Below are 15,317 nucleotides of genomic sequence, written 5' to 3'. Positions count from 1 at the left end.
CGTTCCTTACATAGCCATTGTTGCTAAAAAAATGAATTGATAATATTGATAATGCGCTGTTGGTCTGCCTCGGTCATTTTGGTATCGCTCGGCAGGCAGACGCCTCTGTTAAAGATATCTTCCGCAATGCTCTGTTCATTCTCTGGGTCGCAATGGCTGAAGAAATCAAAGGCTTTGAAGTAAGGCTGCAGGTGCATGGGCTTCCAGACTGGCCGGGATTCGATGTTTTCTTTTTCCAAAGCCTGCATAATATTGAGTGGCTTGACTACACTGTTTTCTTTTAAGGTCATACAGCTTAACCAGCAATTGGGCTTGCCTTTGTCGGAAACGGGCATCATTTCAATATCCTTTATTTCTTTAAATGCTTCTTGATAGGCCTCAAAGATTTGCTTTTTCTTCGCGACTCTTTCTTCCAGCACTTTTAACTGTCCCCTTCCGATACCGGCAACGATGTTGCTCATGCGGTAGTTGTAGCCCAGTTCTTTGTGCTCGTAGTGGCGTTCATTTTCTCTGGACTGGGTGGACCAGAAACGGGTTTTCTGAATGAGCGCTTCGTCATTACCGAGGAGCATGCCGCCGCCGGAGGTGGTGATGATTTTGTTGCCGTTAAAGGACAAAACAGACAGATCGCCAAGAGTGCCGCATTTCTGGCCTTGGTAAGTCGCGCCTAAGGCTTCGGCGGCATCTTCCAGTATTGGGGTGTGGTGTGCTTTACAGAGGGCTGACAGCTTTTCATAATCGGCAGCCTGGCCGTATAAATCCACAATGATCACAGCTTTGGGATTAGGATATTGTTCATAAGCTTTTTCTAAAGCTGCTGGGCTCATATTCCAGGTTTCGGGTTCGCTGTCGATAAAAACAGGCTTTGCGCCCAGGTAGATAATGGGGTTGGCGCTGGCTGAAAAGGTCAGGCTGGAGCAGAAGACCACGTCGCCTTCTCCTACCCCCAGTGCTTTTAAGCCGAGATGCAGGGCGGCTGTCCCAGCAGACAGGGCGGCGCCTGTCTTAACACCTACATAGGCTGCCATTTCTTTTTCAAACTGGTTGACATTTTTACCCAGGGGGGCGATCCAGTTGGTGTCAAAGGCTTCCTGTATGTATTTCATTTCCTCGCCGCCCATGTGGGGGGAGGCAAGGTATATCTTTTCGGGCTTATCCATTTTTCTTTCCTTTTACGTTTTATATTAAAACTCATCTAAATCCAACATCTAAAAAAATCAGAGCCCTCTCGCTCTTCTTTTTCTTACAAAACATCGGCTTTTTCAATATCGAAACCTATTATAACATTTGCTCCTATGAATTGCACGTAAAATTTTGAAATAATTAAAAAAATTTATTTAAATTCGATTTATAATGGTTATTTTCTAATAATTTGGGTATGTCACCCATCTCTGACGACCGTACGAAACGTACGGTCGTCATTCAGACTCTCTATTCTGGGCTCTGCACAATTTGATGATACTCGCGCAGTTCGGTTTTCATTTTACTCGTATTTTCCTTTAGCATCTGGTACAGCTGTTCCCTGTATTTGGCCAGGCCTTTTCTGTAGAACTGGGCGAAGGCATCATGTTTTGCGGTTCTTTTTTCTTTTTTAAAGAGGCCTTCAAAAAACTGGCCGATATTTTCCCCTGCGGCCTGGAGGGCATCGGTGAGGTGCAGCCTCATTCTCAGGGCTTCCAGAGGTTTTCTGGGTCTTTTAACAAAGCCAACAGGATTTTGCTCGAGGTGGCCGCAAAACTTCCAGTAATAGCGGTAGGCTTCGGAGATCAGGGTATCGTAGGACTGTTCGATATCGCTCTGCGCTTCCTCGGCGTAGGCGGTAAAGAGGCGGTTTCGTTCCTTCTCCTTGCGGGCGCTGATACCGCCGGGCTTTCTGAGGTCGGTATCAATACGGTAGCAGCAGCGGGTATACCAGGTCTCGATGATCTCTCTGCCCTCTTCCTCAAAAATATGGGGGATCTTCTGGCTGATGGCGCTCAGCAGGCCGGCCTTGATCCGGCTGATGATGGCTTCCCGGCCATAGGCCTGGGTCTTTTTCCCAGTGAGCAGGGTTTTGGACTGGCTGTTGACTGGGAGGATATCCTCCTCGGGCACATGGCCGCTCTGGGCGATGGTCTGGAGCATGGTCATGAGGTTATCCGGATCTCCGGCCACATCGGCGTGGGTCAGGGCTACGATGACCTGGTTGCCGCCCTGGCGGAGGCTATCGATGATCTCGAGGTCGAAGTCCTCTACCCGGGCGGCTTTGGCCGAAATGCAGTAAATGATGGTATGAAACCACTCGGTGATCTCTGCCACATCATGGGCTTTAAGGGTATCGTTTATGAGCTGCTTCCAGTCTCTGGCCTTATCAGCCTCCAGACCCCAGGAATCGTACAGGTGCAGGGTAAAGTCCGGGGACAGGGTCACAGCCTCCTCGTAGATGCCCATGCCAGTAACGGGCCGCCCCGCTCCGGTAGCGTAGACGTTTCTGCCAAAAATATAGTTGAACAGGGAGGTCTTCCCGGACCCTGTTTTACCGAGGATGAGCACATTGGCGTCAAGTGTCTTTTCCATTTTTATGCTCCTTCAGCCAGCTTTCCACAAAGCCGGAAAGGATGGCGCTGTCAAAGAATTCCGAATAGGACTGAGGCTTGCTGCCCTCAAACACGGCTTTTGAGTAGTTGGCGCAGCTCTGGGACAAACCCGCGCCGATGGCGGCGGTAAAGGTGGAGGCAACAACGGTGTTCACGGCAATGCCAGCCGCGGTACCCACGCCGGGGATCATCTTGAGCACCCCAGCGGTCAGGCTCTGGGCCAGCATGCGCCCTGCCTGGGTCACCACCAGGCTGCCCACAAAGGAGATGAGATCCTCGGAGATTTTATCCAGCCCATAGGTTCTTAAAATATGCATGGCCATGGATACCTGTATGGGTTCTAAAAGCACCGCGTCTGAAAACGGAATGGGGGTCGCGGCCACACCTGCCGCCGCGGTGGTATAAATGGGGATGATCTTTTTTGTGACCAGTGCCTGCTTTTTCTGCACATAGCCGGCCAGTGAGCCGATGAAGCCTTCCTTTAAAGAGTCGTCCAGCACAGCCTCGGCCCAGTCGACCAGGGCGTCCCACTGCACATAGGGCGCCAGCGCCTCCTGTACGGCTCTGTCCGCGTGTGCGCTGGTGGCAAAGCAGGGGGCGCCGCAGCCTTCGGAGACAGCCCTCAGCAGCTCCTGGTATTCGTCATAATCAACGCAGTCCAGCTGGGTCAGCACTACGGCGGTAGGGATATTTTTTTCCTGCAGGGTCTGCACCACAGAGAGATCCATATCGGTCACCCGTTTATTGGCAGCGGAGATACAGTACCAGGCCTCGTGGATCTGCCCGGCCAGGGCGCCCTCCCGGCGTTCCCCAATCCATTTTTCCACATTGTCCCGATAGGCGGAGATTTTTTCCTCGCCGATCTCGTAGCCCTCGGTGTCAAAAAGATTGACGCTGATGTCCTTACTGCTGTATTCGGTAATACCTCTGGTCAGCGGTCTTCCTGTGCCGGTGGTGGCCACATTTTTGCCAAAAACCCAGTTGACCACCGAGCTTTTACCCGCTCCGGTGGCCCCGCAGATCAGGATATTGGGCTTGCGGATGCCGGCCGCCACCTTTTCCAGCTCTCTCTGAAAATCAAAATTTTTTACTTTAATGTCGCTCATGGTTCCGCCTCTTTTCTGATGGTTGATCCTATAGCTTCATTATACCCTTTTATTCTTTGTTCTTCTACCACAAAAAAACGATGGATCAGCGATCCACCGTTTCAGAGTGTAAACAAATGCTATCATTTTCAATTTTCCATTGAATTTCTCTTAATTTGCCCAGTCAAAGTTTTCCTCAACCTCCTGGGGCTCGCCGCCCTCCACCTGGAGCTCTGGGTTTTTCACGCTGACCTTTGAGCCTGCCGGGACAGACTGAGTGATAAAGCAGTTCCCGCCGATGATGGAATCATGCCCGATGACGGTCTCGCCGCCCAGGATAGACACATTGGAATAGATGGTCACATTGTCCTCAATGGTTGGGTGGCGCTTATGCCCGCGCAGATTCTGGCCGCCGCGGGTTGAGAGAGCCCCCAGGGTAACGCCCTGGTACAGCTTGACATAATCACCGATAATGGTGGTCTCGCCGATGACAATACCGGTGCCGTGGTCCATAAAAAAGTATTTTCCGATGGTGGCGCCCGGGTTGATGTCAATGCCGGTGCGGCTGTGGGCGTATTCGGTCATCATTCTCGGTATAATCGGCACGCCCAGCTGATAGAGCTCATGGGCGACACGGAAGACCATCATGGCAAACACGCCGGGATAGGAGAAGATAATCTGATCCTTATCCGCTGCCGCGGGGTCGCCGTCATAGGCGGCCTGCACGTCCTGGGCCATGTGGATTCTTATCTTTGGCAGGGTCTTCATAAAGGCGCAGCTGATCTGCGCGGCCTCGTCGGCCACGGCCTGCACCTGGTATTTTTCAGAATTTTCATACTTGCGCATGAGACAGAGGCGGATCTGCTTGTGCAGTTTTTCCTCAATCCGCATTAAGATATCCCCGATATAGTATTGGATGGTACAGTTAAAGAGCTCCCGGCTGCCGTAATGCCTTGGGTAAAACAGCTCTCTTATATCACATAAAATGCCAATGATTTCGTTTCTGTTTGGCAGCGCTGTGGAGGTATAGGTGGTGTAGGCGTCATCCTCATGATAGCTCTCCACCATTTCCTGTGTCAGCGGCGTAATACATTGATTAAATTCTCTGCTCACTGGTTCTTCCTGCTTTCCTGATTTCATACTTGTTCTATCAATTAAATATGTGATTAATATTGTACCGCTTTTGTATGAAAACGTCAATGGCTGGCCGGTTAAAATCCCCTTCTATTTCCCTATACTTCAAAGGGGATTACGGATTCCAGCAGTTTTCTGGCATAGGGGTTCTGTACCTGGGCCAGCTCGCCGCTCATGCGTTCCTCCACAATGCGCCCTTTATATAGGAAGACAATTTTATTACAAAGGTGGGCAACTGCCTGCAGATCATGGGCCACAAACAGATAGGTCATGTTCATCTCAACACGCAGCGCGTGCAGCAGGGTCATGATCTGGGCCTGAACCGACACGTCCAGTGAGCTGATGGCCTCGTCCAGAACGATGAAGCGCGGGTTCGTGGCAATGGCCCGGGCGATGCACACCCGCTGGAGCTGGCCGCCGGACAGCTCGTGAGGATAGCGGTCTTTAAAGGCCGCGGGCAGGCCTACTTTTTTAAGTAAAGTGTCAATCTGATGCCCCTCCGGCCGGATACCAAGGGCCAGCAGCGGCTCCGCAATGGCCTCTCGCACAGTAAACTGCGCATTGACCGAGGAGGTATAGTCCTGGAAGACAACGCTCATTTTGCCCCGGTTCTGCGCAAGCCATGTCTTAACGGGCTTACCCTCGATAAAAATGCCGCCGCTGCCTTTATCGGCCTTTTCGAGCCCCAGTATCAGGCGGGAGAGCGTGCTCTTGCCGCTGCCGCTCTCCCCGATCAGGCCCACGCACAGGCCCTCCTCGATGTTAAAGCTCACACCCTCCAGCACCTTGAGGCGGCCGCCGCTAAAGCCCTCGCCCACCTTCAGATAGCTCTTGTGCACCTCTTTAATTTCTACCAGGTTCTTCATAGCGCGCCTCCTTTTTCATGGCTTTTTTAAAGGAATCCGTGATCATGAGCCGGGTGTCGATCAGATACCGGGTGTAGGCGTTCCGAGGGTTCCTGAACACTTCCTCTGCCCTTCCAGCCTCCACGCCGCAGCCCTTTTCCATGACAAACAGATCGTCACACAGGCGCTGGACCACGCCCAAATCGTGGGAGATAAAGATGAGGGCTGTGCCGGTCTCCTGCCGCAGCAGCTCAAAGGCCTCCACCACCTGCCGCTGGTTCACAGCATCCAGGGCTGTGGTCGGCTCATCGGCAATAATGATGGCTGGCTTCATGGCCAGGGCGATGGCGATCATACAGCGCTGAAGCATACCGCCGGATAACTGGTGCGGGTACTTCCTGACCACCTGCTCCGGTTCCCGGATATTTAACGCGGCCAGCACCTCAGGCGCCATGGCCTTCGCGGCCTTTTTATCCATTTCCAGATTCTGCACAAAGGTCTCGGCCATCTGGCTGCCCACACGCGCCAGGGGATCAAAGGCAGTCATGGCGTCCTGGAGGATCATACAGACCGCCTGTCCCCGGATGTGTCTCAGCCGGCTCTCCTCCAGCCCGATGAGCTCTGTCTCACAGCCGTTTTGCGTAAACAGGGCGGATCCGGTGGTTTTAAGCCAGGGGTTTAAAAGGTTCAGCACTGCCTTCGCAGTCATGGATTTGCCACTGCCGCTCTCGCCCACAATGCCAAGGCAGCTGTTCTCTCTCAGCGCAAAGCTCAGCTTGTTCACAATGACCTCTCCGTTACGCACATCGGTGACACTCAGATCCTTTACCCGCAGCAGATCACTCATGACACCACCGCCTTTTTGCGCGCGAAAATGGATCTGCGCTTACGCTTAAAGCCTTTATCCAGCTTTGGATTCATGGCCTCCTCAATGCCGTCGCCTAAAAAGTTAAAGGCTGCCACCACCAGAAAAATGGCGATCCCTGGCGCCAGCATCTGGCCGGGATTGGTGGTCATGACATTTTTGGCCTCGTTCAGCATCATGCCCCATTCCGCGGTGGGCGGCTGAACCCCAAGGCCCAGAAAGGACAGGGCGGATATGTTTAAGATAATGGCCCCGGTATCCAGCGTTGCCAGCACGACGATCTCGCCGAAGGCACCCTTAATCAGATGCTTTCTGATAATATAACCCGTGCTGCACCCTGCCACCCGGGCAAACCGGATGTCATTTTTATCCATAAAGCGGATCACAATGCCCCGGATCATGCGCACATACCAGGCCCACTTGGCAATGATGGTGGCAATGACAATGTTAAAGATACCTGTGCCCAGAACCCCCACAATGGCCAGGATCATCACCTCGCTGGGAAAGGACAGCATCACGTCGCAGACACGCATGACCACCTCGTCCACAAGCCCTCTGAAATAGCCTGCGATCACACCCAGCACCAGCCCAATGCCAATGGTGCACAGCATGGTGACAATGGATAAAAGCACGGTAATCCGGCCGCCGTACAAGATACGCGAGAGGGTATCCCGGCCCAGCTGGTCGGTTCCGAACCAGTGTGCCAGGGACGGCCCCTGAAATTTCATGATGATATTCTGAGCTGTCGGGTCATAAGGCGCAATGACCGGGGCCAAGGCTGCGGCCAGAATAACCAGCAGCAGGAACAGGGCGCTGGCAACAGCCAGCCGGTCGGCCTTAAAGCGTTTGAAAAATCCGGTCATATTATACCTCCTGCCGCATTCGCGGGTCCATGAGCGTGGTAATCATATCCACAGCAAAATTGCTGAGGACAAAAAGCACTGCCATGATCAGCACATAGGCCTGAATCACCGGGAAGTCCCGGTTGAAAATGGCGGTCACGCAGAGCCTGCCCATGCCCGGCCAGGCAAAAATGTTCTCAATGACCACTGTGCCCGCGATCAGCTTGGGGATGGACATGCCCAGCGCCGTGAGCGCAGTGTGCAGGGAGTTCCTGAGCACATGGCGGGTGATGGTGCCCTGGCTGAGGCCCCGGGCCCGCAGGTAGAGCACATAATTCCCACCCTGGTTTTTAATCATATTATTGCGCAGCAGCCTCGCATAGGTGGCAATATACCCAAGCGACAGGGTCACTGCCGGCAGGATGACCGAGCCCGGCGCGGTCATACCGCTGGTAGGCAGCAGTCTGAGCTTAACGGCAAAGAGCCACATGAGCAGGATACCTGCCCAAAAGGCCGGCATGGCTGTACCGATAAAGATCACCCCCCGGATCATCCGGTCACCGATACTGTCTCTGTAAAGGGCGCAGAGCACCCCGGCCCCTACCGAGACCACCAGTATGATGACCAGGGAGACAAAGGCCAGGTACAGTGTTGGCGGCAGTGCCTTTGCGATCTCAGCGCCCACAGGCTTGTTATTCGCATAGCTGTTGCCAAAGTCACCCTGAAGGGCATTCCCCACCCAATGGAAATAGCGGGTCAAAAAAGGCTCATCCAGGCCAAGTTTTTCCCGCATATCCGCGATATTCTGTTCCGTTGGCACCACCTCATTGACCCGAAGCGCCACCTCGGCAGGGTCACTGGGGCTTAAGTTAATGAGGATAAATGCAAAGAAGGAGATCCCGATAAGAATCGGGATCATCCAGAGGATTCTTTTGATAATGTAGTTTTTCATTGGAAACCTTTTTTAGAATTGTAATCTTGATCCGAAGGGGAAATTTTTCAATTTTCCAAAGGAGCACAGATTCTTCAGAAATTTCTTATCCTTTCAGGATATTTCTTCATCATCTGCGTTTGCTTCGTTACCGCTCACCCGCTAACGCTCCCTGTTCGCTGCCAATTCCTCTTCAGGAATTGGACTCAGCTTCAAAGTACATCTTCTCAAAGGGAATCTCGTACTGAGAATCGTTGAACGTTACCCCCTGCAGGCCCTTAATCCCAACAGCCTTAGTCTTGGAGTAGGAGATGGGCACATAGACACACTGGTCATTGATGTAGGTCAGTATTTCTTTGTACATACCCGCCCGGGCATTGTCATCTGCCTCGATCATAATCTTAGTGATGGTATCGTCAAGCCACTGCTTCCTCTCAAGACCCGTCTGCGCCTGGTAATCGCCGTGTGCCGGAATTCTCCAGGAGGAGACATAGGACTGGGGATCGTATGGTGTTCCCCAGGACAGGGAGTACTGGAGATCAAAATCGCCGGACTTCTGGCGGTCTAAAAAGGCCTGCTTTTCCTCTGCCAGAATATTCATCTTAATCCCGACAGCTGCCAGATCAGCCTGGATGGATTCTGCGATGGTTCCCTCCTGGGCATTCTGAGAATTGTAGGAAAAGGTCACCTCGCATTTTTTGCCGTCCTTCTCACGCACCCCGTCTGAGTCCATGGCCCATCCCGCCTCGTCCAGAAGCTTTCCGGCTTTGTCCGGGTCGTAGGAATAGGTTTTTAGATCAATGTCACAGTAAGGGACGGTCTTCGCCATCAGTGTATCGGCCTGGTCCTCAGAGCCATTTAAGATGCCCTCGATGATGTTCTGCTTGTTAATGGCCATCTCAAAAGCCTCACGCACCTTCAGATCACTGGTGACCGGCGCCTTGCTGTTCATCAGAATCGCTCTCGAGGCTACCGGTTCACTGAGGTAGGTCACATATGCGCCCTCTGATTCCAGCTTTTTAAAGGAATCCAGATCAATCTGGTCGCCGTCGGCACCGAAAAGCAGGTCGACCTCGCCGTTTTGCAGGGCCAGCAGAATGGTCTGAGGATCGGGCATTACCTTCCAGTTAATCTTGGATACCTTGGCCTTGTCACCCCAGTAGTGATCGTTGCGGGTAAAGGTGGCGTACTGGTTATCCTCATGCTCTGCGAGAACCCACGGACCAGTTCCGGCATAACCGCTGACGCCGTCCTTGGTATTCCCATCCACAAAGCATTTGGGAGAGATGAAACGGAAGGGCCGTGTCAGGCCCAGCTCGACCAGTGTCGGGTAATAGGGATGAGCCAGCACCAGCTTGAAGGTGTTGTCGTCCACAACCACGGTATCTGCGATTTCGTTGACCATATCCAGCCAGGCATGGCGCTCCTTGTTGCTGATAATGGCATCAAAATTCTGTTTGACCGCCTGGGCGTTAAAGGGCTCGCCGTCCGTAAAGGTCACGCCCTTTCTTAAATGAAAGGTATACGTAAGCCCGTCATCCGAGATATCCCAGCTTTCTGCCAGGGCAGGCTTTACCTCGCCGCCTTCATTCTTTGTCAGCCCTTCAAACACCATGTTCTGGGCAGACATCTCCCCTGAGTACAGGTGTGGGTTGATGTCCCTTATATCCTTGGTGCAGGCGTAGTTGATCTCATCCTTCCCGGACACATCTGTGCCGCCTGTGCTGCCGCAGCCAGCCAGAAGGCCGGTGCACATGACTGCTGCCACGAACAGCGCCGCGATTTTTTTAAGCTTCATTTTCTTCTCCTTATGGGTTTCAGTGTTTTAAACAAACACGCCTCTGCCACTTCACAGACTCTGTAAAATGGTAAAGGCGTATCCATAACAATTTGATATTATGCGCGGCCTTACTTGGTCGCTGCGATCATGAACATGGGGGTAGAGGCATAGTTTACCTGTTCCTCATCATCCCAGACACGGTCTCCCATATCCTGTTCGATCATAACTTTTTTAAAGCCGATGTTCAACAGAACCGCAGCGTCCCACTGTGGGCGCATGGTACGGCTCAGCGGTAAATTTCTGGCAATCTCTTCCATGGCAGTGGTGTCTGTGCATACATAGTGGTCGTTGTAGCCCTGGGCCTGAGAGTTATTGCGGTCCTCAAAGTATTCCCGGCGCTTGTCCTCATCATAGAGATGCAGATACCAGTTCGCGTCAAAATTTAACATTCTGCCGCCTGGCGCCAGCACGCGGTGCCACTCTCCATAGGCTTCATCTGGTCTTTCCAGGTTCCAGGTCAGGTTTCGGGTTACGATCAGATCAAAGGTGTTATCTTCAAAATCCAGCGTGTGGGCGTCCATGCGTCTGAAATCAATGGCGCTCTTATAAATGCCGGCGTTCTTTTTAGCTTTATACAGCATGGCGTCGGTGTAATCCACAGCGGTAACATCATAGCCGCAGGAGGCCATGGTGATCGCAAAAAATCCCGGGCCGGTGCCGATGTCCAGCACCTTCAGTTTTCTGCCAATCACGTCTGGCTTATAGCTGTTGATCAGGTCTCTCCATACATCCATTTTATAGCTGTTCAGCTCAGCCTCGTTTACCTCAGAATAGCCGTCTGCCCGGCCTTCCCAATAATTCTCGACTCTCTCTAAAATATTCTCCATTTTTAACGTCCCCTTTTAATTATTATCACACTGCTTGTTCATTACAAAAAATAAAGCCACGAAGAACCAAAGCGGTCTGCAAACCGCAAAATAAGCCTTCATGACTTTGTATATACAGGTATTAACTTGTGAATATTTTCTCATATTTGACGGTCGTTGTCAATGGATTTTTAGATTTTTACTTTAAAAAAATGGACGCTATTTAAGCATTCTTTCCAGATGTCCCAGCGCTTCCAGAAAGTCAGCCTCAAAGCAAGTATCTTTAAAAAAAGGAACATACCAGCGCACACTCTCGTCGTAGTACTTTTTGCGAAAGGCCTGGCTCGAATCCGCGGTTGTTCTCAGGTTATGAATCCTGTCCGCACACTTTACATCCTTTGCCATGGCGTTGCGGTCAATCCCGCCAAGGTAGTCTGCCATGTCATAAGGCTTGGGCTTGGTCAGCAGGATCACAGCGTCCAGCACCTCCCTGTCACTGCGCTTTAAAATCTCTTCCTGGGTGGTGTCCGTATCCTCCAGCAGGTCATGAAAAAGAGCCGTGAGTAACGTATTATCATTGTAGCCCCGCTCCTGTAGATAAGCTGCCACCGCCACAGGGTGGGTGATAAACGGGATACCGCCCCAGCGCAGCTGGCCCGCGTGTTTATCTGAAGCAAAGTCCAAAGCATCCTTTAAACGTGAATCGGTAATCTGAAACATAGTGCGCCTCCTTTTTAACATTATATCCTTTTTTGCATAAAATTACTATTGCCCGTAAAGCCCTTTTCAATTTAAAAGAGGCAAAGCCATCGCCTTACCCCTAATTGTTTTTATTGTTTAAATGATTGAATTCTGCGATCAGGCTGTTAATGATATGAATCTGATCATCTGTTAAAAAGTCAAGATTAAAAACGCGCTCATCGGACAAGCCCAAAAGAAAATCGGTCGAAGTATTTAAAGTCACGGCTATTTTTCGCAGCACATCGACCGACGGATACTTTGCAGAGGTCTCATAGGCCGAAACACTCCCCTTGGTAATCCCCAGCTTATCTGCCAGCTGCTGCTGCGTATATCCTTTTTCCTGTCTGAGTTGTCTGAGCTTTGATCCGAAATATACCATTTGCTTTTCTCCATCGCGTTTTTAATAACAATACCATTTGCTTGTATTCTAATAATAAACTAATATACCCTGAGTTGACTTTTTACCCGATGAGTGTTATTATTAGTATCATCATTAAAGGTATTATGAAGAAAATTAGTTAATGTCAATTGATGAACAATAAAGTTCACTATCTATGAGGCAGTTCCTTTCTCTGCCCACAGTGAAATCAGGCGGAAGCACTTCTCTCTTGGTATCCAAAACTGCTCCACACCATTTACTCGCTTCCGCCTAATAATAAATATAAAAAGTGCCGGTTGGAAGCCTCCAGCCAGCACTTTTTTAGAATACATCAAAGCTTTTCTTAAGAATTTTCAGTTCATCCCTCACCGTTTCTGCTATTTGGGCCACGCCGCAGTCATTTCTCTTATTCTCTAAAGAAATTTATCCTGGCAGGCTAATCCTTTCCACCCCTCCCGACCTGTATTTCATTCACGAACGTACGAAACGGACGGCCGTGACGAAGTAGAGGCTGCGGCGCAGCGAAGAACCAGCAATGGATTTTCTGGATGCCCCAAATCGCGGTACTCTTACCTCACAGCTTCGATGGTCTGCGCAACTCTGTACCAAATTGTTTGGTCATGGGACCATAGGCTCAGTTCAGTAAAGTGCCGCGCTCTGCGGCGGGACAGGTAGAAAATCCATTACTTCCTCAAAGAATTGACAAGCTGATATACAGCTCTGTTAAACTTGATAAAATTTATATTGCTCTCCAGCTCTTAGGCGCTGCACCACAAAACCACCATTTGCAGAGGAGCCGAAGGATATTCTCCCCCGTGGCGCGAGCAGGGTACTTTACCGAACTGAGCCTGCGGTCTCATTGAGAAAGAAGGTTGTACATTTTTCGCAGACCGCCGAAACTGTGAGGTAAGAGTACCCTGATTGCGTCGCATCACTGGAATATCCTTCGACGGGTTTTAGCTGCACTTTTTCACGACCGTCCGTTTCATACGGTCGCAGTCTCTCTGCCGGGCAGCTCCAGGGTCACGGTTGTGCCCTGGCCTTCCTCGCTTGTGACCGTCAGGCCAATGCCGTGGCGCTCGGCAATCTCTTTGGCGATGGGCAGCCCCAGACCGGTTCCCTCGGCATTTTCCTCGGACAGGGTTTTATAAAAGCGCTCAAAAATATGCTTCTGCTCCTCCGCGCTGATGCCGCAGCCGTGGTCTGAGATGGTGAGGATATTCTCAGACAGGCGCATTTCAATCTGCCCGCCCCCTGGTGAAAATTTGATGGCGTTGCTCATGGCGATCATCAGCAGCTGTCTCAGCCGCAGGTAATCACCCTGCATAAAGTAAAGGCCTGTATCCATCTCTGTGGTGACAGTCAGTTCCTTTTCCTTTGCCATATTCTGGGCACTGCGCCGCACCTCACTGATGATATCACAGAGATTCACCCGCTCCAGGTTCAGCCGAAACTCGGCATTCTGAAGTCTGGACAGGTCCAGCAGGTCATTGACCAGCCGTTTAAGGGCCAGACTTTCCGCGTACATTTCCTGATGATAGGCGGCCACCTGATCCGGGTCTGTCACCACGCCGCCGGCCAGAGCCTCTAAGGAGCCGCAGAGCACGGTCACCGGGGTCTTAAGCTCATGGGAGATATTTGAGAAAAAGGTCTGCTGCATTTTCTGGAACCGCTCATGCTCCTCGCTGGAAAGCTTGAGCTGATGGCTCAGGGTATCCAGCGAACCGGCCAGCTGCCCGATCTCATCCTGGCGCTCAATATGGCTGGCGGCGGTATAGTCGCCCCCGGCCAGCCGCCCGGCCATTACCTGCATTTCTTTCATAGGCTTTGTAAAGCTGCGGGCCAGCAGCACCGCAAATCCAATCCCGATCACCAGCGCCACACACAGGCTGATGGCCAGGGTTCTAAAGCCCTCGTTGGCCGCGCTTTCAATGCCCTCCACCGGCGAGTGGAGCAGCACCACGGCCTGTATATTGCCCGAGCTGTCCCGGACCGGCGCACCCACTGTCAGCGTTGGGGTATTTAACAGGCCCGAGAAACCCTCGCTCGCAGTGACCTGCCCGCCAAAGGCCTGATCCACCACGGTTTCGGCGTCGGCCGGCAGATCGGCGTAGTTATAGGTAGATGCCGGGGCCTGATGGCCTTCGTGGGTGGTGGGGGTTACCAGGTTGTGGTCGGAGTCCACGACCCACACATCTGCCATGGCAATATCATCCAGAAAACGGATGTAGGCTGCGTAGCCCAGCCCATTACCGCCCCCGCTTCCTGTCCCGCTGCCGCGGTTTCCCTCGCCATGCTTCCCACCTCCGCTGCCCTCGGCGGATATAAAGGTGCCAAAGGTATTCGCTATGGCCGCGGCCCGGTCCTCCAGCTGCTTCTGGGTCAGAGTGATATTCTGCTTTTTAAACAGCAGAAAAAACACCGAGCCTGCCACCAGCGCAAAGGCCAGAAGGGCCAGTGAGAAATAGAGCCCCAGCTTAAAAGCAATGCTACACTTCCTCATCATTCACCTCGAAACGGTAACCCACACCCCAGATCGTCGCGATGCTCCACCCGGGGTGGTCCCGCTTGTCCAGCTTGGCCCGCAGTCGCCGGATATGGGAATCGACGGTGCGGTTATCACCGTAATAGTCATAACCCCAGACAGCGTCCAGCAGGTTATCCCGGGAAAAGACCTTCTGCCGGTTGGCGGCAAGGGTCCAGAGCAGCTCTGTCTCCTTTTTAGTCAGTGGTATCGCTTCACCGTCCACAGTCGTCGTATAGGTGTCCAGGTCAATGGTCAGGCCCCTGTAGCTGAAAAACTGGAGTCTGGCCCCGCCGTCCCGGGACAGTCGCCGTAAAATGGCCCGCACCCGCGCCATAACCTCTCCGCCGGAAAAGGGCTTGACAATATAGTCATCCGCCCCGATGTCCAGCCCCATGATCTTCTCAAAGTCCTCGCCCCGGGCTGTTATCATGATGATCGGAACGGCTGATTCCTCGCGTATTTGTCTGCAAACCTCAAAGCCGTCAAGCTTTGGCATCATCACATCCAGCAGAATAACCGCCGGAGCTTCCCGCCTGTAGGCGGCGAGGGCTTCCTCACCGTCATAGGCGACAACAGGCTCAAAGCCCTCCTTGCGCGCGTAGGCAGTGAGCACTGCTGTGATCTGCCTGTTATCATCCGCGATCAGCATTTTTTCCATATTTTTTACCTCGCATAAATTTCCTTACGCCTATTATACCCCAGAAGTATGACAAAAGGATGACGAAATTAAAAGAGGTTTGATGAAT

14 protein-coding genes are annotated in these 15,317 nt (G+C 52.1%); all 14 read right to left on the bottom strand.

All coding sequences use genetic code 11. From position 1 onward, the window contains the following. Positions 1-23: 23 nt before the first annotated feature. On the bottom strand, positions 24-1,160 hold the full coding sequence (locus BUC22_RS15535; protein WP_013380877.1) for a DegT/DnrJ/EryC1/StrS family aminotransferase: 1,137 nt from the start codon (positions 1,158-1,160) through the stop codon (positions 24-26). 271 nt (positions 1,161-1,431) lie between these two features. Beyond that, positions 1,432-2,556, bottom strand: a complete 1,125-nt coding sequence (locus tag BUC22_RS15530) for a GTPase family protein (protein WP_013380878.1) — start codon at positions 2,554-2,556, stop codon at positions 1,432-1,434. Then, positions 2,540-3,682 carry a YcjF family protein gene (locus BUC22_RS15525; RefSeq protein ID WP_013380879.1) on the bottom strand — a complete coding sequence of 381 codons (1,143 nt, stop codon included), beginning with the start codon at positions 3,680-3,682 and terminating at the stop codon, positions 2,540-2,542. The genes BUC22_RS15530 and BUC22_RS15525 overlap by 17 nt, the downstream gene beginning before the upstream one ends. 150 nt (positions 3,683-3,832) lie before the next feature. Next, positions 3,833-4,801 (bottom strand): serine O-acetyltransferase, encoded by a 969-nt coding sequence (locus tag BUC22_RS15520; protein WP_013380880.1) that lies wholly within the window; start codon positions 4,799-4,801, stop codon positions 3,833-3,835. 92 nt (positions 4,802-4,893) lie between these two features. Next, positions 4,894-5,661, bottom strand: a complete 768-nt coding sequence (locus BUC22_RS15515) for an ABC transporter ATP-binding protein (RefSeq protein WP_013380881.1) — start codon at positions 5,659-5,661, stop codon at positions 4,894-4,896. After that, positions 5,639-6,487: an ABC transporter ATP-binding protein gene (locus BUC22_RS15510; protein ID WP_013380882.1), complete on the bottom strand. Its 849-nt coding sequence runs from the start codon at positions 6,485-6,487 to the stop codon at positions 5,639-5,641. The genes BUC22_RS15515 and BUC22_RS15510 overlap by 23 nt, the downstream gene beginning before the upstream one ends. After that, a complete protein-coding gene (opp1C, locus tag BUC22_RS15505) occupies positions 6,484-7,368 on the bottom strand; it encodes a nickel/cobalt ABC transporter permease (RefSeq protein WP_013380883.1) in 885 nt (294 codons plus the stop codon). Before opp1C ends, BUC22_RS15510 begins: the two co-directional genes overlap by 4 nt. 1 nt (position 7,369) lies before the next feature. Then, positions 7,370-8,299 carry a nickel/cobalt ABC transporter permease gene (gene opp1B / locus BUC22_RS15500; RefSeq protein WP_013380884.1) on the bottom strand — a complete coding sequence of 310 codons (930 nt, stop codon included), beginning with the start codon at positions 8,297-8,299 and terminating at the stop codon, positions 7,370-7,372. Positions 8,300-8,471: 172 nt separating this feature from the next. Further along, the gene (gene nikA / locus BUC22_RS15495; protein WP_013380885.1) at positions 8,472-10,076 is read right to left on the bottom strand and encodes a nickel ABC transporter substrate-binding protein; all 1,605 of its coding nucleotides are present in this window, start codon (positions 10,074-10,076) and stop codon (positions 8,472-8,474) included. 110 nt (positions 10,077-10,186) lie between these two features. Then, positions 10,187-10,945 carry a class I SAM-dependent methyltransferase gene (locus BUC22_RS15490; protein WP_013380886.1) on the bottom strand — a complete coding sequence of 253 codons (759 nt, stop codon included), beginning with the start codon at positions 10,943-10,945 and terminating at the stop codon, positions 10,187-10,189. 198 nt (positions 10,946-11,143) lie between these two features. Next, on the bottom strand, positions 11,144-11,644 hold the full coding sequence (locus BUC22_RS15485) for an HD domain-containing protein (protein WP_013380887.1): 501 nt from the start codon (positions 11,642-11,644) through the stop codon (positions 11,144-11,146). Positions 11,645-11,744: 100 nt separating this feature from the next. Beyond that, a complete protein-coding gene (locus BUC22_RS15480; RefSeq protein WP_013380888.1) occupies positions 11,745-12,044 on the bottom strand; it encodes a helix-turn-helix domain-containing protein in 300 nt (99 codons plus the stop codon). Between the two features lie 985 nt (positions 12,045-13,029). Then, the gene (locus BUC22_RS15475) at positions 13,030-14,550 is read right to left on the bottom strand and encodes a sensor histidine kinase (RefSeq protein WP_227162876.1); all 1,521 of its coding nucleotides are present in this window, start codon (positions 14,548-14,550) and stop codon (positions 13,030-13,032) included. Then, on the bottom strand, positions 14,534-15,229 hold the full coding sequence (locus BUC22_RS15470) for a response regulator transcription factor (protein WP_013380891.1): 696 nt from the start codon (positions 15,227-15,229) through the stop codon (positions 14,534-14,536). The genes BUC22_RS15475 and BUC22_RS15470 overlap by 17 nt, the downstream gene beginning before the upstream one ends. Positions 15,230-15,317 lie beyond the last annotated feature (88 nt).

Source organism: Eubacterium callanderi (assembly GCF_900142645.1).
In the GTDB taxonomy this organism is placed as follows: Bacteria; Bacillota; Clostridia; order Eubacteriales; family Eubacteriaceae; genus Eubacterium; species Eubacterium callanderi.
This window is presented reverse-complemented; position numbering and strand designations above follow the sequence as displayed.

Bases quoted from the DNA above. Each gene is read 5' to 3' on its own strand.
- BUC22_RS15475 (WP_227162876.1), bottom strand. From the start codon at position 14,550: ATGATGAGGAAGTGTAGCATTGCTTTTAAGCTGGGGCTCTATTTCTCA.
- BUC22_RS15480 (WP_013380888.1), bottom strand. From the start codon at position 12,044: ATGGTATATTTCGGATCAAAGCTCAGACAACTCAGACAGGAAAAAGGA.
- BUC22_RS15530 (WP_013380878.1), bottom strand. From the start codon at position 2,556: ATGGAAAAGACACTTGACGCCAATGTGCTCATCCTCGGTAAAACAGGG.
- opp1C (WP_013380883.1), bottom strand. From the start codon at position 7,368: ATGACCGGATTTTTCAAACGCTTTAAGGCCGACCGGCTGGCTGTTGCC.
- BUC22_RS15535 (WP_013380877.1), bottom strand. From the start codon at position 1,160: ATGGATAAGCCCGAAAAGATATACCTTGCCTCCCCCCACATGGGCGGC.
- BUC22_RS15490 (WP_013380886.1), bottom strand. From the start codon at position 10,945: ATGGAGAATATTTTAGAGAGAGTCGAGAATTATTGGGAAGGCCGGGCA.
- BUC22_RS15515 (WP_013380881.1), bottom strand. From the start codon at position 5,661: ATGAAGAACCTGGTAGAAATTAAAGAGGTGCACAAGAGCTATCTGAAG.
- BUC22_RS15485 (WP_013380887.1), bottom strand. From the start codon at position 11,644: ATGTTTCAGATTACCGATTCACGTTTAAAGGATGCTTTGGACTTTGCT.
- BUC22_RS15510 (WP_013380882.1), bottom strand. From the start codon at position 6,487: ATGAGTGATCTGCTGCGGGTAAAGGATCTGAGTGTCACCGATGTGCGT.
- nikA (WP_013380885.1), bottom strand. From the start codon at position 10,076: ATGAAGCTTAAAAAAATCGCGGCGCTGTTCGTGGCAGCAGTCATGTGC.
- BUC22_RS15525 (WP_013380879.1), bottom strand. From the start codon at position 3,682: ATGAGCGACATTAAAGTAAAAAATTTTGATTTTCAGAGAGAGCTGGAA.
- opp1B (WP_013380884.1), bottom strand. From the start codon at position 8,299: ATGAAAAACTACATTATCAAAAGAATCCTCTGGATGATCCCGATTCTT.
- BUC22_RS15470 (WP_013380891.1), bottom strand. From the start codon at position 15,229: ATGGAAAAAATGCTGATCGCGGATGATAACAGGCAGATCACAGCAGTG.
- BUC22_RS15520 (WP_013380880.1), bottom strand. From the start codon at position 4,801: ATGAAATCAGGAAAGCAGGAAGAACCAGTGAGCAGAGAATTTAATCAA.